The 20473-nt window shown below is 67.5% G+C and carries 24 protein-coding genes; 13 read left to right on the forward strand and 11 right to left on the reverse strand.

Features of this window, described 5'->3' with window-relative positions:
* The first annotated feature begins 72 nt into the window (after positions 1–72).
* The 6 genes from NF616_RS00410 to NF616_RS00435 all read left to right on the forward strand — a co-directional run bounded on the left by NF616_RS00410 (position 73) and on the right by NF616_RS00435 (position 5131).
* The gene (locus NF616_RS00410; RefSeq protein ID WP_434091837.1) at positions 73–849 is read left to right on the forward strand and encodes a class II aldolase/adducin family protein; all 777 of its coding nucleotides are present in this window, start codon (positions 73–75) and stop codon (positions 847–849) included.
* Positions 846–1751 carry an alpha/beta fold hydrolase gene (locus NF616_RS00415; RefSeq protein WP_252270906.1) on the forward strand — a complete coding sequence of 302 codons (906 nt, stop codon included), beginning with the start codon at positions 846–848 and terminating at the stop codon, positions 1749–1751. The genes NF616_RS00410 and NF616_RS00415 overlap by 4 nt, the downstream gene beginning before the upstream one ends.
* Positions 1730–2260 (forward strand): DUF1569 domain-containing protein, encoded by a 531-nt coding sequence (locus NF616_RS00420; RefSeq protein ID WP_252270910.1) that lies wholly within the window; start codon positions 1730–1732, stop codon positions 2258–2260. The genes NF616_RS00415 and NF616_RS00420 overlap by 22 nt, the downstream gene beginning before the upstream one ends.
* 218 nt (positions 2261–2478) lie before the next feature.
* Positions 2479–3159, forward strand: a complete 681-nt coding sequence (locus NF616_RS00425; RefSeq protein WP_252270911.1) for a hypothetical protein — start codon at positions 2479–2481, stop codon at positions 3157–3159.
* A 105-nt stretch (positions 3160–3264) separates the two neighbouring features.
* The gene (locus tag NF616_RS00430) at positions 3265–4176 is read left to right on the forward strand and encodes an SDR family oxidoreductase (RefSeq protein WP_252270913.1); all 912 of its coding nucleotides are present in this window, start codon (positions 3265–3267) and stop codon (positions 4174–4176) included.
* 181 nt (positions 4177–4357) lie between these two features.
* Complete coding sequence (locus NF616_RS00435) at positions 4358–5131, forward strand: crotonase/enoyl-CoA hydratase family protein (RefSeq protein WP_252270915.1); 774 nt, start codon at positions 4358–4360, stop codon at positions 5129–5131.
* 528 nt (positions 5132–5659) lie between these two features.
* Here the strand turns inward: NF616_RS00435 and NF616_RS00440 are convergent.
* Both NF616_RS00440 and NF616_RS00445 read right to left on the reverse strand, forming a co-directional pair.
* Positions 5660–6472 carry a SirB1 family protein gene (locus tag NF616_RS00440; protein WP_252270917.1) on the reverse strand — a complete coding sequence of 271 codons (813 nt, stop codon included), beginning with the start codon at positions 6470–6472 and terminating at the stop codon, positions 5660–5662.
* A gap of 126 nt (positions 6473–6598) precedes the next feature.
* Positions 6599–6907, reverse strand: coding sequence for a hypothetical protein (locus NF616_RS00445; protein ID WP_252270919.1), 309 nt, complete (start codon positions 6905–6907; stop codon positions 6599–6601).
* A 228-nt stretch (positions 6908–7135) separates the two neighbouring features.
* Between NF616_RS00445 and NF616_RS00450 the strand changes: the two genes are divergently transcribed.
* Entirely contained in the window at positions 7136–7960 is an 825-nt protein-coding gene (locus tag NF616_RS00450; protein ID WP_252270921.1) for an ATPase, read from the forward strand.
* A gap of 56 nt (positions 7961–8016) precedes the next feature.
* Here NF616_RS00450 and NF616_RS00455 read toward each other — a convergent pair whose 3' ends face one another.
* From NF616_RS00455 to NF616_RS00485, 7 genes are all read right to left on the reverse strand, one after another.
* Entirely contained in the window at positions 8017–8604 is a 588-nt protein-coding gene (locus tag NF616_RS00455) for a putative glycolipid-binding domain-containing protein (protein ID WP_252270923.1), read from the reverse strand.
* Between the two features lie 124 nt (positions 8605–8728).
* Entirely contained in the window at positions 8729–9067 is a 339-nt protein-coding gene (locus NF616_RS00460; RefSeq protein WP_252270926.1) for a HopJ type III effector protein, read from the reverse strand.
* Positions 9064–9360: a DUF1244 domain-containing protein gene (locus NF616_RS00465; protein WP_252270928.1), complete on the reverse strand. Its 297-nt coding sequence runs from the start codon at positions 9358–9360 to the stop codon at positions 9064–9066. The genes NF616_RS00460 and NF616_RS00465 overlap by 4 nt, the downstream gene beginning before the upstream one ends.
* Before the next feature lie 160 nt (positions 9361–9520).
* Positions 9521–9892: a dihydroneopterin triphosphate 2'-epimerase gene (gene folX / locus NF616_RS00470; RefSeq protein WP_252270929.1), complete on the reverse strand. Its 372-nt coding sequence runs from the start codon at positions 9890–9892 to the stop codon at positions 9521–9523.
* Positions 9893–9958: 66 nt separating this feature from the next.
* Positions 9959–10666 carry a dihydromonapterin reductase gene (gene folM, locus NF616_RS00475; RefSeq protein ID WP_252270932.1) on the reverse strand — a complete coding sequence of 236 codons (708 nt, stop codon included), beginning with the start codon at positions 10664–10666 and terminating at the stop codon, positions 9959–9961.
* 83 nt (positions 10667–10749) lie between these two features.
* A complete protein-coding gene (locus tag NF616_RS00480; protein ID WP_252270934.1) occupies positions 10750–11313 on the reverse strand; it encodes an antibiotic biosynthesis monooxygenase in 564 nt (187 codons plus the stop codon).
* Between the two features lie 246 nt (positions 11314–11559).
* Entirely contained in the window at positions 11560–13083 is a 1524-nt protein-coding gene (locus NF616_RS00485) for a fumarate hydratase (protein ID WP_252270938.1), read from the reverse strand.
* 279 nt (positions 13084–13362) lie between these two features.
* Between NF616_RS00485 and NF616_RS00490 the strand changes: the two genes are divergently transcribed.
* The 3 genes from NF616_RS00490 to NF616_RS00500 are packed head-to-tail and all read left to right on the forward strand — an operon-like array spanning position 13363 to position 16228.
* Positions 13363–14490, forward strand: coding sequence for a GGDEF domain-containing protein (locus NF616_RS00490; protein ID WP_252270940.1), 1128 nt, complete (start codon positions 13363–13365; stop codon positions 14488–14490).
* Positions 14483–15421, forward strand: coding sequence for an iron-sulfur-binding ferredoxin reductase (locus NF616_RS00495; RefSeq protein WP_252270941.1), 939 nt, complete (start codon positions 14483–14485; stop codon positions 15419–15421). Before NF616_RS00490 ends, NF616_RS00495 begins: the two co-directional genes overlap by 8 nt.
* 33 nt (positions 15422–15454) lie before the next feature.
* The gene (locus NF616_RS00500) at positions 15455–16228 is read left to right on the forward strand and encodes an enoyl-CoA hydratase (protein WP_252270943.1); all 774 of its coding nucleotides are present in this window, start codon (positions 15455–15457) and stop codon (positions 16226–16228) included.
* A gap of 260 nt (positions 16229–16488) precedes the next feature.
* On the opposite strand, the gene pyk is transcribed toward NF616_RS00500, so the two are convergent.
* Positions 16489–17940 carry a pyruvate kinase gene (gene pyk, locus NF616_RS00505; protein ID WP_252270947.1) on the reverse strand — a complete coding sequence of 484 codons (1452 nt, stop codon included), beginning with the start codon at positions 17938–17940 and terminating at the stop codon, positions 16489–16491.
* A gap of 145 nt (positions 17941–18085) precedes the next feature.
* Here pyk and NF616_RS00510 point away from each other — a divergent pair, with 145 nt between their 5' ends.
* From NF616_RS00510 to NF616_RS00520, 3 genes are read left to right on the forward strand one after another with little or no spacing between them, the layout of a single operon-like run.
* The gene (locus NF616_RS00510) at positions 18086–18460 is read left to right on the forward strand and encodes a tetratricopeptide repeat protein (RefSeq protein WP_252270950.1); all 375 of its coding nucleotides are present in this window, start codon (positions 18086–18088) and stop codon (positions 18458–18460) included.
* Between the two features lie 56 nt (positions 18461–18516).
* Positions 18517–18942: a DUF4124 domain-containing protein gene (locus tag NF616_RS00515; protein WP_252270952.1), complete on the forward strand. Its 426-nt coding sequence runs from the start codon at positions 18517–18519 to the stop codon at positions 18940–18942.
* 60 nt (positions 18943–19002) lie between these two features.
* Positions 19003–19362, forward strand: coding sequence for a PilZ domain-containing protein (locus NF616_RS00520; RefSeq protein ID WP_252270956.1), 360 nt, complete (start codon positions 19003–19005; stop codon positions 19360–19362).
* Positions 19363–19388: 26 nt separating this feature from the next.
* On the opposite strand, the gene NF616_RS00525 is transcribed toward NF616_RS00520, so the two are convergent.
* Complete coding sequence (locus NF616_RS00525; protein ID WP_252270959.1) at positions 19389–20315, reverse strand: LysR family transcriptional regulator; 927 nt, start codon at positions 20313–20315, stop codon at positions 19389–19391.
* Between the last annotated feature and the right edge of the window lie 158 nt (positions 20316–20473).

Consider the following 20473-nt stretch of genomic DNA (forward strand, 5'->3'; position numbering starts at 1 on the left):
TGCAAGGCGACTGGTGAGGGCGACGAGCCTCGCTAGACTCCTCGGCACAACAACAGTGCCGAGGTGACCGCCGTGAACGCTCCGCTCAACCTTCCCAACGTCAAGAACCAGGTTTCCGAGGCCGAATGGCGCGCCCGCGTGGACCTCGCCGCCTGCTACCGACTGATCGCCCTGTACGGTTGGGATGACCTGATCTTCACCCACATCTCGGCCAAGGTCCCCGGCACCGAGGACTTCCTGATCAACCCCTACGGGCTGATGTTCCACGAGATCACCGCGTCCAGCCTGGTCAAGGTCGACCTGGCCGGCAAGAAGCTGATGGACGGCCCGTTCGACATCAACCCGGCCGGCTACACCATCCACAGCGCGGTGCATGAAGTCCGCCATGACGTGGGCTGCGTGCTGCACATCCACACCGCCGCCGGCATCGCCGTGTCGGCGCAGAAGGGCGGCCTGCTGCCGCTGTCGCAGCAGTCGCTGTTCGTCCTCGCCAGCCTGGCCTACCACGGCTACGAGGGTGTGGCGCTGAACCACGACGAGAAGTCGCGCCTGCAGCATGACCTGGGCGACAAGAACTTCATGATTCTGCCCAACCACGGCCTGCTCACCGCCTTCGGCAGCATCGCCGATGCCTTCCTCGGCATGTTCACCCTGCAGCGCGCCTGCGAGATCCAGGTGATGGCGCAGAGCGGCGGTGGCGAGCTGATCCACATTCCGCAGCAGATCCTCGACGGCGCGCGGGCGATGATCGCCGGCGTGATGAAGAGCCCGCAGGGCATGGGCGGTGCACTGCCGTGGCCAGCGCTGCTGCGCAAGCTCGATCAGCAGATGCCGGGCTACGACCAGTGAGTTCGCTGCCGGGCATTGCCCTGGCCGACTGGCGGGCGCAGGGGCGCGGCTTCAGCTTCAACGGCCAGGCCATCCGCTACTGGGTGGCGGGCGAGGGCGAGCCGCTGTTGCTGATCCACGGCTTCCCCACCGCCAGCTGGGACTGGCATTACCTGTGGCAGCCGCTGGCGGCCAGGTACCGGGTCATCGCCTGCGACATGCTCGGCTTCGGCTATTCGGCCAAGCCGCGCGGTCATCGCTACAGCCTGCTGGAGCAGGCCGACCTGCAGCAGGCGCTGCTGGCCCACCTGGGCATCGCCGAGCCGGTGCATGTGCTGGCGCATGACTATGGCGACAGCGTGGCCCAGGAGCTGCTGGCGCGGCATCAGGAGCGGCGCATCCAACTGGCCAGCTGCGTTTTCCTCAACGGCGGCCTGTTCCCCGAGACGCACCGCCCGGTGCTGATGCAGAAGTTGCTGCTCAGCCCGCTGGGTTCGTTGCTGGGCGGGTTGTTCTCGCGGGCCAAGCTCAAGGCCAACCTGACCAAGGTGTTCGGCCCGCAGACGCCGCCCGGCGAGAGCGAGCTGGATGCCTTCTGGGAGCTGATCTCGCACAACGACGGCCCCAAGGTCATGCACCTGCTGATTCGCTACATCCTCGACCGCCGCGTCAACCGCGAGCGCTGGGTGGCGGCGATGCAGGAAACGGACGTGCCGATGCGGGTGATCGACGGCGCGCTCGACCCGATTTCCGGGGCGCACATGGTCGAGCGCTATCGTGAGCTGATCGAGAGCCCCGACACGGTTTTGCTGCCGGCCATAGGCCACTATCCGCAGACCGAGGCACCCGCAGAGGTGCTTGCCCATTATCTGGAGTTCCGTGAGCGCCTGGAGGCCATCGCATGCAAAGACGCACTCTGTTGAAAGGTGCCGCCGTAGGCGGTGTCGTGGTCCTGGGTGCCGGCTTCTGGGCGCTGTCCAGCGGCGCTGCGCCGGCGGCGCTGAGTCTGGACGGCGCGCGCAGGGTGCTGAAGGACTTCGAGGGCAAAACCCTGACCAGCATCGAGGGCTGGACCCCGACCGAGGTGTTCAACCACTGCGCGCAGAGCATCGAGTATTCGCTGGACGGCTACCCCGAGTTGAAGCCGGCCTGGTTTCGCCACAGCGTCGGGCCCGCCGCCTTCACCGTGTTCAGCGCCCGCGGCGCCATGCGCCACCCGCTGACGGAGGCCATCCCCGGCGCCGCGCCGCTGGCCGAACCGGCCAGCCAGGACGCCGCGCTGCAGCGCCTGCAGGCCGCCTTCGAGCGCTTCGCCGCCCACACCGGCGCGCTCGAGCCCCACTTCGCCTATGGCGCCCTCGATCACCAGGAGTACGCCCAGGCCCACGTGATGCACCTGTACAACCATCTCAGCCTGATCCGCCAGGCCTGAATCGGGCCCCGCGCCGGGGCCGTTCCGTTTGCGCCATCGCCCGGGGCTGGAAAGGCTTTTCCGGCCCTGGCGCGCAATCATCCTCTCCGCGTTTTCTGCCGTTTCGCTCAGTCTGACGGCACGTTCTCCGAGGATTGCCGCTGATCAGGTTTGTCGAACCTCTCGCACCGCTGCTCACTCGTTTTCTTCGTAACACATCCATTTTTCGAGGTGAGCCCATGAACAAGAAACCGCTTTCGGCGTTGGTGTTCAGCGCCCTGTTGACCGGCGTCTCCGTACCCGCGCTGGCCGAGACCGACTCCACAGGCCCGACCAATCCGGGAGCGACCTCGCCGACCCCGGCCGAAGTCCCCGGCGGCACCTCGCCGAACGGCACCGATAGCGGCACCGGTACTGGTACCGGGACCGGCACCTTCACGCCGGGCTCGCCGACCGGCAATGGCACCGGCACCGGCACCAACGGCACCGGTACCGGCCTGGGTAACGGGACCGGTACAGGCACCGGTACGGGCACTGGCATTGGGACCGGCACCGGAACGGGTACTGACAGCGGCACCGGCACGGGAACTGGCACCGGAACCGGTAGTAACGGCGGGATCGGTACCGGCACCGGCACTGGCACCGGAACTGGTACGGGTACCAGTACTGGCACTGGCTCAGGAACCACGGGCACCGGTACCACTGGCGGCACCGGCACCGGCTCGACCGGTGGTCCTACCGGCGGCACCGGTACCGGCACCGGCGGCACGGGTGGTAGCACCGGCGGCGGTACTACCGGAGGCGGCAGCACTGGCGGTGGCTCCACCGGTGGCGGCGCGACCGGTGGTAGCGGTGGCTCGGGTGGTGCCGGCGGCTCCGGCGGTGCCGGTGGTGCGGGCGGCGGCGGTGGCGGCGCATAAGGTCGCATTATCGGCTGTCATTCAGGCAGGCCGCGCGCGCTTGTGAAGCGCGCGGCATCTGCCGGACACTCGGGCTTTTAGTCGACTGCCTGAGGAATCCTGTCCATGAGCGACGCCATCCGTTTTCAAGATCAAGTGGTGATTGTCACCGGCGCCGGTGGCGGCCTGGGTCGCGCCCACGCGCTTCTGTTTGCCCAGCATGGCGCCAAGGTGGTGGTCAACGATCTGGGTGGCAGTACCCACGGCGAAGGCGCCAATGCCTCGGCCGCCGACAAGGTGGTCGCGGAGATCAAGGCGCTGGGTGGCGAGGCGGTGGCCAACCATGACTCGGTGACCGACGGTGGCAAGATCGTGCAATGCGCGCTGGACAGCTTCGGCCGCATCGACGTGGTGGTGAACAACGCCGGCATCCTGCGCGACAAGTCTTTTCACAAGATGGAAGACGCCGACTGGGACCTGGTCTACAAGGTCCATGTCGAGGGCGCATACAAGGTTACCCGCGCCGCCTGGGAACACCTGCGCGAGCAGCAGTACGGCCGCGTCATCTTCACCGCGTCTACTTCCGGCATCTACGGCAACTTCGGCCAGTCCAACTACGGCATGGCCAAGCTCGGCCTGTACGGCCTGACACGCACGCTGGCCATCGAGGGCCGCAAGAACAACGTACTGGTCAACGCCATCGCCCCCACCGGCGGCACGCGCATGACCGAGGGCCTGATCCCGCCGCAGGTGTTCGAGCAGCTCAAGCCCGAGCTGGTCAGCCCGCTGGTGGTGTACTTGGGCAGCAACCAATGCCAGGACACCGGCGGCCTCTACGAAGTCGGCGGCGGCTGGATGGGCAAGGTGCGCTGGGAGCGCAGCCTGGGCGCCGGCTTCGATCCGAAGACCGGCTTCAGCCCGGAAGACGTGGCGGCCAGCTGGAAGCAGATCGGCGACTTCGAGGGCGCGGCACACCCGGACGACAACGTCACCGCCCTGCGCGAGATGATGGCCAACCTGCAGAAGCACGCGGGCTGATCCGCCAGCTCTGCGGGGAGATCGGCCAGCGCGCTGCTTTCTCCCCGGGGTGAGGTTAACGTGAAGGGCCGGCAGCGATGCCGGCCTTTTTTCGCCTGCCGTCAGGATGCGCCGGGTTTGCATGGATGCAGGAACTCGGTGCGCGCGGCGCACCCTGCCGGCCCCTCACGGAGTTTCCGCCATGGCGGTGTTGATCGAGAAGAATGCCGCGGTTACCACGCTGATCATCGATCGCCCTCAGGTGCGCAATGCCGTCGACCGGCCCACGGCCGAGGCCCTGGCCGACGCGTTGCGCGCCTTCGAGGCGGATGACGAGGCGCGTGTGGCGGTGCTTACCGGGGCGGGCGGCACCTTTTGCGCCGGCGCCGACCTGGGCGCGGTGGCCGAAGGTGGGGCACGCAGCAATCGCCTGGAAGAGGAGGGCGACGCGCCGATGGGGCCGAGCCGCATGCTGCTGACCAAGCCGCTGATCGCGGCCATCGAGGGGCATGCGGTGGCGGGTGGCCTGGAGTTGGCGCTGCTGGCCGATCTGCGGGTGATGGCGGCGGACGCGGTGCTCGGGGTGTTCTGCCGGCGCTTCGGCGTGCCGCTGATCGACGGCGGGACCGTGCGCCTGCCGCGCATCGTCGGTCAGGGCCGGGCGCTCGACCTGATCCTTACCGGCCGCCCGGTGCAGGCCGAGGAGGCGCTGCAGATGGGCCTGGTCAACCGGGTGGTGAAGCCAGGGCAGGCGCGCGCCGTGGCCGAGGCCCTGGCGCGTGATATCGCCGCGTTCCCGCAACGCTGCCTGCTGGCGGACCGGGCCAGTGCCTATGGTCAGTGGGAATTGCCGCTGGAGGCGGCGCTGCGTGCCGAATTCCGCGGCGGCCTGGCCGTGGTGGAGAGCGGCGAGACCGGCACCGGCGCCCGCCGTTTTCGCGACGGCGCGGGACGCCACGGCGAGTTCGAGCGCTAGGGCGGCCGGGCATGTACGCCGTGGCCTTGGTGCGCACGGCGCACCCTACTTAGTTTGCACGCCAATCGACTCGACAGCACCTCTGCGCGCGTTCGGCGTTCGAGGCGGGCATCGCTGCGTACTCGAGCCGCTTGGCGGGCTGCCGCTGCGCGGCGAGGCCGCCATACGGTGGTTCCGCGCTTCGCGCTCGTAGGGTGCGCCGTGCGCACCAGGGCAGGACTCGCACCAGACCGAGGTCATCTGCGTGCGTATGCGCGGTGCTAGTGGTGGGAATCGTGGGTGTGCATGAGCGCGCTGGCGGACTGCCGCTGCGCGGCGAGGCCGCCCTACGAGGACGTTCGGCGCTGAGACCCGTAGGATGCGCCGTGCGCACCATGGCAGAACTCGCACCGAGTCGAGGTCATCTGCGTGCGTTTGCGCGGTGCTGGTGGTGGGAACCGTGGGTGTGCATGAGCGCGTTGGCGGGCTGCCGCTACGCGGCGAGGCCGCCCTACGAGGTCGTTCCGCGCCGAATGCCGTTAGGGGGGGCTAGTGCAGCGCCGGGGCGCGACCGCGTTGGCCGAGCTGGTCGATGCGCTGGGCCAGCTGGACCCGCTCGCGCTCGTCGTCGCACAGCAGCAGGGCGCGTTCCAGGTCGAAACGTTCGGCCTGGGGGCAGTCCAGCTCGTGGTAGATGGCCGCGCGCAGCAGGTGGTCGGCACTGGTCGGCGCGGCCAGCTGGAGGATGCGCTCGGCGTCCTTGAGCGCCGCCATATGATCGCCGTCGGCGCCATGCAGGTGGCAGAGGTTGCGCGACAGGCGCAGCAGTAGGGCATGGCCGTCGCAAACCTGGAAGTGCCGCGCGCTGAGTTCGGCGCCGGGGCCGGCGACGCGGGTCAGCAGGTCGCGGCAGTCCCGGGTGTAGAGCCGCCGCCCGTTGCATGGGTCGAGCAGGTGGTCGGAGCCGGGCACGCGCAGCAGCAGGTGGCCGGGGAAATTCACCGCCTGCAGTGGAATATCCAGGCGCTGGGACAATTCGAGGGCGATCAGCGCCAGCGACAGTGGCTGGCCGCGGCGCCGTTGCAGCACGTGGTTCAGCAGCGCGGCGCGAGGTCGTACGGGCAGGTCGTCGTCCTCGTGGAAATCCAGCTCGCCCAGGCGCCGCAGCAATGGCTGGGCGAGTTCGGCCGCCGCCAGGTTGGGCAGGCCGGCGGCCACCTGCTGACGCAGGTTGGCGAACTCGCGCATCACCTGCGCCGGCTGCAGCGTCGGCTCATGCTCGGCGGCGATCCACAGGGCCGCCTCGAGCAGCGCGGGCGGGTCCGTTTCCAGGCAGGTCAGCCAGGCGGGGCGAGCAGTCATGCGGTTTCTCCGTGACGAGACGCGTAGCTGACTATTAGCCGTCTGGGTCGGACTCGTCCAGTCATTCACGCAACGGTGAATCGCGCGAGCGAAAAACCCGCTCCACGAAGGAGCGCGTCGGGCGGCTCAGGCGTAGACGCGCTGGCCGCGGTACATCCGTACGGAAGGTCCACGGGTTCCGTCTTCGGTGATTGCCGGCGCAGGAGCAGGCGACTCCGGGCCGCGCTGCGGCGTGGATGGTGTACCGGCCGAGTCGCTCAGCTCGGCCAGGCGAATGCCCAGGTGGCGGGTGTCCTGGTCATTCGAGCGCAGGCAGGCCAGCAACATGGCCTCCACCGCGTCGGGCTGACTCAGGCGGATGTCCAGCGACATTTCCTCGCGCAGGCGTCGGCGCAGCGACTGCATGCAATCCAGAACGGCTTTGTTCAGTTCCATGTCCGCTTCCTCGTGTCGGTGGCTGACCCACAATCACTCGACCAAGCCATAGCAAGGCGCGTACCAGCGACGCCAGGCCGCGAACTGTGAGGTACTTCACGTGTCCCATGGGCGACCGGTTGCCCGCCGCTGGTGCGCTTCGCACCGCGCTGGCGCCCGCTGAAGGCGGAGCGGCTAACCGGGTATACTGCCCGCCACCTGTCCGCCTTTCGTATTTTGAAGGTTCCTATGCGCAACGACGCCCACGACGAGCTGGACCACGTCCCCAGCCTGACCACCGACCCGCGCGACCGCGACGACTTCCAGGTCGGTCACGCCGAGCACTCCCACAAGCCGCACCGCAGCGCGCCGACCTATCCGCAGGTCGAGCGCCGCCGCGGCTTCGGCACCGGCCCGCTGTGGGCCCTGATCGGTGCCCTGGTCATCGCCCTGGCGGGGCTGAGCTGGTGGAGCTTCCAGCAGGTCGCGCAGATGCAGGCGCAACTGGTGGTGACCCAGGAGACCTTCGCCCGCATCAGCGAGGAAGCCGCCGGGCGCATCCAGGACATCTCCGGCAAAGTCGTCGCCACCGAGTCCAACGTCACCAGCGGCAGCGAGGCTCTCAAGCTGCGCGTCAAGCAGCTCGAGACCAAGCTGGCCGAAGTGACCAAGCAGCAGCAGAATCTCAATGGCCAGCAGAGCGGCCAGGGCAAGCGCATCGACCAGTTGGCCGCCGACCTGAAGAGCCAGCAGGGCACCGTCGCCCAGTTCGATGGCAGGCTGGACCAGCTGGCCGCCGAGCAGAAGACCGGGCTGGCCGGTGTCGGCAAGCTGCAGGAGCAACTCAAGGGCCAGGCCTCGGCCATCGAGGCGCTGAAGAAGAAGGAGGACCCGAGTCAGTCGATTCGCAGCCTGGAACAGGATCTGCTGGTACTGCGCAGCGAGCTGGAGAACCGTCCGGCGCCGCAGAACAACACCGCCGAGTTCGACGCCTTCCGCGCCCAGGTCACCCGCAACATCAACGGCTTGCAGGCCCAGATGCAGAACCTGCAGCAGCAGCTCAACGCCCGCTGAAGACCGCCGTGTCGAAAAAGCCCCGCTTTGGCGGGGCTTTTTTATGCTCGTGCGCCTCAGGCGCAGCGGGCGTGGCGCAGGGTCTGCCGGCTGGTGCGGATGAACTGGCCGATTCCCTGTACCAGCAGCCCGGCCTCGTCCAGGGTCAGTTCGCAGGGCTCGTGGCCTTCCGCTTCGCAGCGGTAAACGGCATGGCTGGCATGGTGCTGCAGGCACTGGTAGCGCTGGCTGCGTGCCTCCACCCGCAGGCCGAGTAGGTCAACATGGGCGACGCGGAAGCGCTCGCTGTCGCCGGTTTCCAGCAGGCCGGGGCGCAGCAGCGGGCTGTGGGTGAAGGGAGAGGCGGAGAGCATGACGTGCTGGCAGTCGCCGAGGTCGTCGCGCAGTTGGCCGTTGAGGTGCCAGTGGCCGCGGATGTCGCGACGCAGCTCCAGGGAGCGTTGGCCGTGGTTGTCGACCTTCAGCCAGAGGCGGCGGAAGCGCCAGCGTTCGTCGTAGGCGAGCAGGTAGGTGGCGGCGATGCTGTTGCCGCGGATGCTCTGGATCAGTTGGCCGCTGGCGCTGACGCCGTCGTTGCCGATGGCCAGACTGAGATGCTCTATTCCGGGGTTGGTCCAAGGCTTCCAGACCAGGTTGTGCTGCATCCTTGCACTCCTTTGCTCAAGGTGGGCCGGCATCCTGCCAGCGCGCAACGGAGAAGGAGTTTAAGACGAACGCTGCGCAGTGTCTGTCAGCCAAAGCCGACACCTGCGCAGCAACTTGCGCAGGTCAGGCCTTGCGCTTGAGCGGCGGGCGATCGAAATGCACGCCGCCCAGGCCGGTGTCCTGCAGGGCGCGGATGTTGGCGTGGTCGTTGCCGGCCGGGTTGGCCAGCACGGCGCGGAAGTGCTCGCCGAAGGCGCGCAGGGTCTCTTCCAGGCTGAGGTTTTCCAGCAGCGCCAGGCCGAGGGTCTTGCAGGAGCCCTCGTTCTGCCCGGAGGCGTTGTCCACCGAGCCGTTGCGGAAGGCGCTGGGCTGGTAGTCGTAGTGCTCGGCCACGAAGGCCAGGGTCTCGGCGAACTGGAACTGCTCGCCGTGCAGGCGGGCGCGAAAGTCTTGCAGGGTCATCGTTGTGGGTTTCCTTTGTCGAAGGCCGCCAGCTGCTCGGCGGTGGCCTCCTTCTGGTATTGGGCTTTCCACTCGGCGTATGGCATGCCGTAGACGATTTCGCGGGCCTGCTCCATGTCGACGGCCACGCCCTGCTCATCGGCGGCGGCCTTGTACCACTTGGACAGGCAGTTGCGGCAGAAGCCGGCGAGGTTCATCAGCTCGATGTTCTGCACGTCGGTGCGTTCACGCAGGTGCCCGACCAGGCGGCGGAAGGCGGCGGCTTCGAGCTCGAGGCGTTGTTGTTCGGTCATACAGGCTCCTTGTCATCGGAAGCGGATTCAAAGTCTCGCGAGCTAGAGCCAGGCTAGGCGGGAAAGGGGCGAGGGCGCGGAGTTTACATGACGTAAATGAGCACCCGAGGCCCTTTTCCAACGACGCATGGCCGACGCGCAGCAGACTTTGGGCCGCTTTTCAGCGGTGGGCGGCGAGGGTGATGGATACCGACTCGGCGAAGCGCAGCGCGTGCAATTTGTCCACCTCGACCTCGGCGTAGCGCACCGCCGGGTGGGCCATCACCAGATCGAGGATTTCCTGGGTCAGGCGCTCGAGCAGGGCGAAGCGGTTTTCCTCGACGTGACGGATCACCGCCTTGGTGATGGTGCGGTAGTTCAGGGCGTGCTCGATGTCGTTGACCTGCACCGCCGCGTCGGCCGGGTAGAGGATGGTGAGGTTGATCAGCACGTCCTGCTTGTTGTTGATCTCCTCTTCCTTGATGCCGATGTAGGTGCGCAGGCGCAGGTCCTTGACCCGGATGCGCGCCATCCCAGGTTCCAGTCGCGGCATGGGTAAGCTCCGTCGATCGTTGCGAAAGTCACCGGCGCGTGCGCCGGGCGCCCAGCATAACCGCGCTCAGCGCAGATGACGACCGCCGTTGACCGTCACGGTGGTGCCGGTGACGTAGGGGTTGTCCAGCAGGTAGCGCAGGCTCTGGTAGACCACCTCGGCGCCCGGCTCGAAGCCCAGCGGCGTTTCGGCCAGGCGCTTGGTGCGGTATTCGGCGCTGTCGCCTTCGTTGAACTGGATCAACGCCGGGGCGATGCCGTTGACCTTGATCGCCGGGGCGAAGCGCGCGGCGAAAGACAGGGTGAGGCTGTCCAGCCCCGCCTTGCTGGCGCAGTAGGCCGGGCGCTTGGCGCTGCCCTTGGCCGTCACGTCGTCGCCCAGGTGGACGATGTCCGCCGGGCCGCCGTGGTGCAGCAGCGCCTCGCAGTGCAGGTTGATCAGGTAGGGCGCCAGCATGTGCACGCTGACCATGCGTTGGAACACCTCGGCCTCGTGGCCGGGGGTTTCCGTCTCCCAGTCGGAGGCGTTGTGGACGATCGCGCGCAGGCGCTCGGTGTGGCCTTTCACCTGCTCGATGAAGTCCAGGATGCCGGCTTCGCCGGAGAAATCCGCCTGCAGGCCGATGGCGCCGCGCTCGCGCAGCAGGGTCACGCCCTCGCGTTCGCTGCGGTAGCTGAAGATCACCGGCTGGCCCTCGTCGAGCAGGCGCAGCGCGCAGTGCAGACCGAGGCGCTGGCCGGCGCCGGTAATCAGGATGGGGGCTGGAGCGGTCATGCGCGCACTCGTCGATCTCTGGAGCGGGCAAGTAAACCCCAGGCCCCGCCGCGCGACAACCATGCGCGGCCTAGGGGAGCGCCTCAGCGCGGCTGCAGCGCCTCGTCCGCGCGGCGCTCGCGACGGCCCTGCAGCCAGGGCTCCAGCAGGCGCGTGGAGAGGGGAATGAACCAATAGGTCATCAGCGGCGTCAGCGCCAGGGTGCTAAGCAGCACGCGCAGTACCAGCGGCCAATCGCTCATGAAACCGCCGAACAGCAGGTTGAAGGCCAGCGACACCGGGAAGAATGCCAGCCAGATGGCGACGCTCTGCTTCCAGCGCGGCGGCCGGTGGAGGGCGTGGCCGAACCAGGCGTCGAGGCCGCTGACCCGGCGCTCGTGGGGTTGGGCGAACAGGCCGCTGCCGCGCTGCAGCCAGGCACGGCGCGAGGCGGAGTGCTCCCAGGCGGCGAGGGTGGCGGAGTCGGCGAAGCGGAAGACGATCTGGAACTCGTCGTCCATGGGCGGCGGGGCGAGGACGCCGGAGCCGAGATAGCCGGGGAAGTCGGCGGCGAGCTGCTGGCCTTCGTGCAGCCAGGCGCGGAAATCTTGGAAGCACTCGCGCGGAACGCGGCGTGCCACCAGCATGGTGACCGGATCGGTAGACATCGTGTATCTCCACAGCGACAGGCGCGGCCCGGATAGGGCGGTGCGCGGTATGGCTCGCCGGGGTGATGGCGGGCCATAGAATTAGGTCAGGATTATTGCCATTTTTCGCCAATAAGCCAGTGCTGCGACCGCTGTTCGTCGGGTGTATCGGAAGAAGCCGCGATGCGGCGATCGCCCGTGGCGCGTTTCGCGCGGGCAAGAAAAAGCCCGGCACTAAGGCCGGGCTCGATCGCAGCGCGTGGGCGCTTACTTCACTTCCACCGCCAGGCTTTCGGCGATCTTCTTGTTCCAGATCGCCGGGCCGGTGATGTGTACGGACTCGCCCTGGGTGTCGACCGCTACCGTGACCGGCATATCCTTCACTTCGAACTCGTAGATCGCTTCCATGCCCAGTTCGGCGAAGGCCAGCACCTTGGACTTCTTGATCGCCTGGGCGACCAGGTAGGCGGCGCCGCCGACGGCCATCAGGTACACGGCCTTGTTGTCCTTGATTGCGTCAATGGCGATCGGGCCGCGCTCGGACTTGCCGATCATGCCCAGCAGGCCGGTGCTCTCGAGGATCTGGCGGGTGAACTTGTCCATGCGGGTTGCGGTGGTCGGACCGGCCGGGCCGACCACTTCGTCACCGACCGGATCGACCGGGCCGACGTAGTAGATGAAGCGGCCTTTCAGGTCCACCGGCAGTTCTTCGCCCTTGTTCAGCATGTCGACCATGCGCTTGTGCGCGGCATCGCGGCCGGTGAGCATCTTGCCGTTGAGCAGGACGGTCTCGCCCGGCTTCCAGCTCTGCACTTCTTCCGGGGTAATGGTGTCGAGGTTGACGCGGCGCGCGCTCGGGCCGGCTTCCCAGACGATTTCCGGGTAGGCGGACAGGTCCGGCGCTTCCAGTTCGGCTGGGCCGGAGCCGTCCAGCACGAAGTGGGCGTGACGGGTGGCGGCGCAGTTGGGGATCATGCACACCGGCAGGGAGGCGGCGTGGGTCGGGTAGTCCATGATCTTCACGTCGAGCACGGTGGTCAGGCCGCCCAGGCCCTGGGCGCCGATGCCCAGCTGGTTGACCTTGTCGAACAGCTCGAGGCGCATTTCCTCGATCTTGTTCTGCGGACCGCGGGCCTTCAGTTCGTGGATGTCGATGTGCTCCATCAGCACTTCCTTGGCCATCACCGCGGCCTTCTCGGCGGTACCGCCGATGCCGATGCCGAGCATGCCCGGCGGGCACCAGCCGGCGCCCATGGTCGGCACGGTCTTGAGCACCCAGTCGACGATCGAGTCGGACGGGTTGAGCATGGCCATCTTCGACTTGTTCTCGGAGCCGCCGCCCTTGGCCGCGACGTCCACTTCCACCTTGTCGCCGGGGACGATGGAGTAGTGGATCACCGCCGGGGTGTTGTCCTTGGTGTTCTTACGTGCGCCGGCCGGGTCGGCCAGGATCGAGGCGCGCAGGACGTTTTCCGGCAGGTTGTAGGCGCGGCGTACGCCCTCATTGATCATGTCGTCGACGCTCATGGTGGCGCCGTCCCAGCGCACATCCATGCCGACCTTGACGAACACGGTGACGATGCCGGTGTCCTGGCAGATCGGGCGGTGGCCGGTGGCGCACATGCGCGAGTTGATCAGGATCTGCGCCATGGAGTCGCGCGCGGCGGGCGACTCTTCCTTCAGGTAGGCCTCATGCATGGCCTGGATGAAGTCGACGGGGTGGTAATAGGAAATGAACTGCAGGGCGTCGGCGACGCTCTGAATCAGGTCGTCCTGCTTGATCACGGTCATGGGGCGCTCCTCTATCAGGGAACATCTATAAGGAAGCGCCGGACCACGACCCGGCGCAACTGCGGAAAAAACGGCGCCGCAGTATAGCGCGGTGGCCGGTGCCGGCACAGACGCAGGCGCTGGCCGATGGTCGAGCGGGCGCCCGTTGCCGCTTCGCTCGCCGGCCGGATCGGGGCCTCCCCAGGCCACGAAATAAGCGTGTCGGAGCCCTCCGGCGCGCTATCAATTTTGTGATCACGAGGGTAGAGTTTGGCAAGGTGCCACTACGGGATGGAGCCCATGAGCACGAGCAGTTCGGGCGTCACCAAGAGAAGCCTGCAAAGCCTGCTGCTGAAGCGTTTCGGCATGGCGGTGGCGAGTTACGCCCTGGTATTGCTGCTCATGTGGGTGGCGCTGTGGGCGGGCGTCTATAGCGGCTCCGTTTCCCTCGCGCTGCTCTGCACCGGGCTGGTCATCACCAGCCAGCTGATCTTCTATGCGCTGTTTCGCAGCGGTCGCAATCTGCGTTTCGCCGATCCCAGCCTGACCGAGGCGCAGATCCTCGTCGGTCTCGCGCTGCACACCGTGCTGCTGGCCCAGTTCGACAACGCCCGCGGCAGCATGCTGATGTTCTACCTGATCATCCTCATGTTCGGCGTGTTCCAGCTGCGTCCGAGGGTGTTCGTGCGCTGTGCCGCCATCGCCTTCTTCGCCTTCGCCGGGCTCAACCTCTGGGAAGGCTATCAGCTGCGCCTGGACAATCCCGGCCAGGCCCTGCTGCAGTGCTGCGCGCTGTTCATTGGCCTGGTCTGGCAGAGCCTGTTTGCCAGCTACGTGCAGGCGCTGCGCCAGCGCATGCGCCAGCGTCGCTACGCGCTGCAGGCGCACCAGGACACCCTGCGCGGCATGATGCGCCAGCTCGAAGACCTGGTGGCCACGGACGAGCTGACCGGGCTGTTCAACCGCCGCCACTTCCTGCGCCTGGCCATGCGCGAGCTGGACAACCTCGAGCACGGCCGTCAGCACGGCCTGGCGCTGATCGACTTGGACCACTTCAAGCGGATCAACGACATGCACGGCCATGCCGCCGGCGACCGTGTGCTGCAGACCTTCGCCGCGGTGGCGCGTGCCTGCCTGCGTGACGGTGACGTGCTGGCCCGCTACGGCGGTGAAGAGTTCGTGCTGCTGCTGCCCAACACCGATGCCGACCAGTTCACCAGCTGCTGCGAGCGTCTGCGCGAGGCCTTCGCCAGCGCCGAGCCGGTGGGCATGCAGGTGAGCAACCTGAGCCTGTCCGCCGGCATGACGCTGCTCAGCGAGGGCGACGACCTCGACGAGGCCCTGCAGCGCGCCGACCAGGCGCTTTACCGGGCCAAGCGCGGCGGACGCAACCGCTGCGACGCGGCCTGGGAGAACGCCGGTGCCTGATATCACCGCCGCCGGCCGGTCCTGGTCAGTGGCACCCGGCAGCAACTTGCTCGATGCCCTGAATGACGCCGGCCTGCGCGTGCCTTACAGCTGCCGCTCCGGCAGTTGTCACGCCTGCCTGGTGCGCTGCCTCGGCGGCGAGCCACTAGACCAACAGCCCGGTGCGCTCGGCGAGGCGCTGCGCGAACAGGGTTGGCGCCTGGCCTGCCAGTGCCGGGTGGTGGACGATCTGCAGATCGAACTGTTCGACCCCGCCCGCGACGGCCTGCCCGCGCGGGTGCAGGCGCTGGACTGGCTGAGCCCGACAGTGCTGCGCCTGCGTCTGCTGCCGGAGCGGCCGTTGCGTTATGCCGCGGGCCAGCACCTGGTGCTGTGGACGGCCGCAGGCGTGGCGCGGCCCTATTCGCTGGCCAGCCTGCCGGGCGAGGAACCCTGGCTGGAATTCCATCTGGACTGCCGGCAGAACGGCGCCTTCAGCGATGCCGCCCGTCTGCTGCAGCCGGGCGATCCGCTGCGCCTCGGCGAGCTGCGTGGCGGCGCGCTGCACTACGATCCCGACTGGTGCCAGCGCCCATTGTGGCTGCTGGCCGCGGGCACCGGCCTGGCGCCGCTCTGGGGCGTGTTGCGCGAGGCGCTGCGTCAGCATCACCAGGGCGAGATACGGGTCATTCATGTGGCCCATGACGCGGCCGGGCACTACCTCGCCGAGCCCCTGCGCGCGCTGGCTGCGGCCGATCCGCAGGTGCAGTTGCAGCTGCCGGCGGCGTCCGAGCAGGCTGCGGTTTTGGCGGAACTGCGGCTTGTTTCGCGGCAAACCCTCGCCTTACTCTGCGGCTCACCCGCCAGCGTGGAAGCCTTCGCCCGCCGCCTGTTCCTGATCGGCGTGCCGCGCAACCAGGTGCTGGCCGACGTCTTCCTGCCCCACGCCTGATACACCGGCCGGGGCGCATGCCCTGGAGCCGCCATGAGCGAACACATACTGGTCGAGCGCGAAGACGGGTTGCTGACCCTGCGCCTGAACCGTCCGGACAAGCTGAACGCGCTGACCCGCGCCATGTACAGCCAGATGGCCGAGGTGCTGGATGCGGCCAATGTCGACCGTTCGGTGCGCGCCGTGCTGATCACCGGCGGGGCGGAGTGCTTCACCAGCGGCAACGATGTGGCCGACTTCCTCCAGGCGCCGCCCACCGGGATGGACAGCCCGGTGTTCCAGTTCATGCGTGCGCTGTTCGACTTCGAGAAGCCGGTGGTGGCTGCCGTGGCCGGCCCGGCCGTGGGCATCGGTACCACCCTGCTGTTGCATTGCGACCTGGTCTACGTCAGCCGCGACGCCAAGTTGCGCACCCCCTTCGTCAATCTCGGCCTGTGCCCGGAATTCGGTTCCAGCCTGCTGCTGCCGCGCCTGCTCGGTCAGGCCAGGGCTGCCGAGGTGCTGCTGCTCGGTGAGCCTTTCACCGGCGAGCAGGCGGCCGAGTGGGGCATTGCCGGTGCTGCCCTCGAAGACGGTCCGAGCACCCTGGCCAAGGCCCGCGAGATGGCCCTGCGTTTCCTCGACCTGGCGCCCTCGGCGGTGGCCGACAGCAAGCGCCTGATGCGCGCGCCGGGGCGCGAGGAGCTGCGCCGGGTGATCGAGGAGGAGGGCGCGCTGTTCGGCCAGCGCCTGCGCTCGCCGGAGGCCATCGAGGCGCTGTCGGCGTTCATGCAGCGTCGCAAGCCGGACTTCTCGAAGTTCGCCTGATGGAGGGCGCCGAGCTGCTCTGGGGCCTGCTGATCGGCAGCATCGGGCTCGGCTATGTGATCTACGGTCGCCGCCGAGCAAGCCGGTGCCCTTCATCTGCGGCCTGGCGCTGATGGCGTTCCCCTATCTGGTGGACAGCAACCTGGCGTTGGTGCTGATCGGCGGCACGCTCGGCGCGCTTCCCTACTTCGTGCGTTTGTAGTTTCCGCCGGGCATGAAAAAGGCCGCTCATCGAGCGGCCTTTTCGTATGCGTCGGGGATCAGACCAGCGGATCGCCCACGTGGAGGATCTTCATGGTGTTGGTGCCGCCGGTGCCGTGGTAGCTGTCGCCCTTGGTCAGGATCACCCAGTCGCCGGGCTCCACGAAGCCGCGCTTGAGCAGCTCGTCGACCGCCGCCTGGCTGACCTTGTTGGCCGGCATGGACGTCGGGTCGAACGGCACGGTGTAGACGCCGCGGAACATGGCTACACGGGCCTGCGCCTCGCGGTGCGGGGTGAACGCGAAGATCGGGATCGACGAGCGGATGCGCGACATGATCAGCGGGCTGTAGCCGCTCTCGGTCAGGCTGATGATGGCCTTGACGCCCGGGAAGTGGTTGGCGGTGTACATGGTGGCCAGGGCCACGCTCTCGTCGCAGCGCTCGAAGGTGCGGCCGATGCGGTGGCTGGACTTCTGGCTGGTCGGGTGCTTCTCGGCGCCCAGGCACACGCGGGCCATGGCCTCGACGGCTTCGACCGGATACTCGCCGGCGGCGCTCTCGGCCGACAGCATCACCGCGTCGGTGTAGTCCAGCGCGGCGTTGGCCACGTCGGACACTTCCGCGCGAGTCGGCATCGGGCTGTGGATCATCGACTCCATCATCTGGGTCGCGGTGATCACCGCTTTGTTGTAGCGACGGGCGTGGGCGATGATCTTCTTCTGGATACCGACCAGCTCGGCGTCGCCGATTTCCACGGCGAGGTCGCCACGGGCCACCATCACCGCGTCGCTGGCGCGGATCAGGCCGTCCAGCGCGGCGTCGTCGGCCACCGCCTCGGCGCGCTCGATCTTGGCCACCAGCCAGGCGTTGCCGCCGGCTTCGGTGAGCAGGCTGCGGGCGTAGTCCATATCGGCGGCATCACGCGGGAACGACACTGCGACGTAGTCCAGCTCCATCTCGGCAGCCAGCTTGATGTCGACCTTGTCCTTCTCGGTCAGGGCCGGTGCGGTGAGGCCGCCGCCGCGACGGTTGATGCCCTTGTTGTCGGACAGCGGGCCGCCGATCTCGACGCGGCAGTGCAGCTCGTCGGCGCCCTTGAGCTCGACGCGCATGACCACGCGGCCGTCGTCCAGCAGCAGTTCGTCGCCGACATCGCAGTCCTGGATCAGCGCCGGGTAGTCGATGCCGACCACTTCCTGGGTGCCCGCGGTGCGCGAGTGGCTGGCGGAGAGGCGGAACAGGTCGCCTTCCTTCAGTTCGATGCGCTTGTTCTCGAACTTGGCGATGCGGATCTTCGGACCCTGCAGGTCGCCCAGCAGCGCCACATGGCGCCCGTGCTTGGCCGCCAGTTCGCGCACCAGCGTGGCGCGGGCCTTGTGATCGTCGGCGGTGCCGTGGGAGAAGTTCAGACGGGCGACGTCGATGCCGGCGATGATCAGCTGCTCCAGCACTTCCGGGGAGCTGCTGGCGGGGCCGAGGGTAGCGACGATCTTGGTGCGGCGCAGGGTCATGCGGTAACTCCGGTTTTCATGGCTTGCCGCGAGGCTACTACGGTCGATCACTGTAGTCATTGTTCGCCTGCACTACTTGTCGTCGACGAGCCGCTGCAGAAAACCGGCCATTCGCCGATACACTGCAACAGCGGAGGAATTCACCATGCGCACCCTGATCCTGATGCTCACCCTGACCAGCCTGTTCGGCTGCTCCCGCATGGCGCTGGACCGCCACCTGGACGAGGCCTACCGGCACTACGACCAGGGCGATTGCGACCAGGCCCTGCTCGATCTGTCGCGGGCCGAGCGCAACAGCCGCTCGCGCCGCTATATCCAGCCGGAGATTTCGCTGCTGCGCGGCCAGTGCCTGGAACGGCAGAACCTGTTCGTCGACGCGGCGCAGACCTACGAGTTCATCGTCAATCGCTACCCCAGCAGCGAATACGCGTTCCGCGCCCGGGCCAGGCTGGAGACATTGCGCCAGCTCGGGCATCATCGGGCGGCCGAACCGGCCAAGGCCACGCCGGCGTCGTTGTGACGCCGGGCTGCCCACTCGGGAAGGGCAGCGCCAGGCTCGCCGCAGGAGGGATTCGCATGCGTCATCTGATCTTCATCGCTCTGCTCGTGCCAGGCCTGGCCGGCGCGGAGATCTATCGCTGGACGGACGCACAGGGCCGCGTCCACTTCGGCGAAAAGCCCGGCGGCAATGGTGCCGAACAGGTACAGGTGAAGCCCCAGGTGGTCGAGCGCGACGAGGCTACCCGTCAGCGCGAGCAGCGCACCCAACAGTATTTCGATGCCCGTCGCGACGAGCGTGCGGCGGCCGATGCCCGCGCCGCCGAGGTCCACGCCGAGCGCAGCAAGGAATGCGGCGAGCTGCGCAACAGCCTGGCGCAGATCCAGCGCGGCGGGCGCTACTTCACCACGGACGCCGCCGGCGAGCGCCAGTACATCGACGAGGCCGACGTGGAGGCCGCCCGCAGCCGTCTGTCATCCCGCATCGCCGAGCGTTGTGGCTGAGGGTGGTCGACCCGCCCCTGGCAAGGCATACTCGAACTTCTTCTATAGCGATTGGCCACCATGCATACCCAGCGCCGCATCGAACGCCACCAGCTGCCCTACTACCTGAAGGTGTTCAACCGCATCACCGACAAGCCCATGGGCTACATCGGCAACCTCTCGCTGGACGGGCTGATGCTGATCAGCCAATACCCCCTGCTGGTCAACGCGCGCTTCGATATGCGCCTGAAGGTGCCGGGCCGCGACGGCCGCATCCACAACGTGGACTTCGCCGCGACCTGCCACTGGAGCCGCGAGGACGTCACCCCCGGCACCTACGACTCCGGGTTCTCCCTGGTGGCGCCGCCTACCGAATACGTCGAGATGGTCGACGCCCTGCGCAGCTACTTCAGCTTTCATCCCCTGGCCGCCTCGGCCTGACTGAACCCCACCTTCGCTGACCGCCCTCAGGCGATCGACGGCAGCACGATCTCGTCGCTGCGACGGATGCCCGCGGTCATCTCCCGGCACAGCTCGAGAAACTCACGCATTGCCGCGGTTTGGTACTTCTGCCGGTGCCAGATGAAATAGAACTGGCGGGTGAGGTCCAGCTCCGGCGTCTCCACCGGAACCAGGCTGCCGCGGCGGAAGGCGTCGCGCAGGGCCAGGCGCGAGATGCAGCCGATGCCGAGGCCCGACTCCACGGCGCGCTTGATCGCCTCGGTGTGTTCCAGCTCCAGGCGGATGTTGAGCTGGGAAGGGTGATGGCGCATGGCCTGGTCGAAGGTCAGGCGCGTGCCCGAGCCCTGCTCACGCAGGATCCAGGCCTCGCGGCCGAGCTCCTCCAGGGTCGCGCTGCCGCGCTCGGCCAGCGGATGGCGCGGCGCGCAGAACACCACCAGCTCGTCCTCGACCCAGGGCTGCACCTCGATGTCCGGGTGCTGGCAGTCGCCCTCGATCAGGCCCAGGTCCAGCTCGTAGTGGGCCACCTGCTGCACCACGTTGGCGGTGTTCTGCACATGCAGCTTGAGGCGGCATTCCGGGTGGCGCTGCATGAAGTTGCCGATCAGCAGGGTGGCCAGGTAGTTGCCGACGGTGAGCGTGGCGCCCACTTCGAGCAAGCCGAAGCCGGTCTTGCCGCTCAGCAGATGCTCGATTTCCTTGGCCTGGTCCAGCAGCGCCACCGCCTGGGGCAACAGCTGGCGGCCGAGGGCGTTGAGCGACAGGCGTTTGCCGGCCCGGTCGAACAGCTGGCAGTCGGATTGCCGCTCCAGTTCGCTGAGTGAGGTACTGGCCGCCGACTGCGACAACGCCAGCGATTCCGCGGCTCTGGACACGCTTTCCTGCTTGGCTACGGCGACGAAAACTTGCAGTTGTCTGAGTGTGAATCGCATATCTACATAACCAATATTGGATATCTTGATAATTCGCTTAACAGATATTGTGGTCGTCACTAGAATGGCGCGCAATGTTGCCGGTGCGCCTTTTCCCGCATTGATCTGGCTCAACCAGAGCGGATGCACTTTCCGGCATTCTGAATACCGAGACTTTT

Origin of the sequence: Pseudomonas subflava (assembly GCF_023823685.1) — a bacterium.
Lineage (GTDB): Bacteria > Pseudomonadota > Gammaproteobacteria > Pseudomonadales > Pseudomonadaceae > Aquipseudomonas > Aquipseudomonas subflava.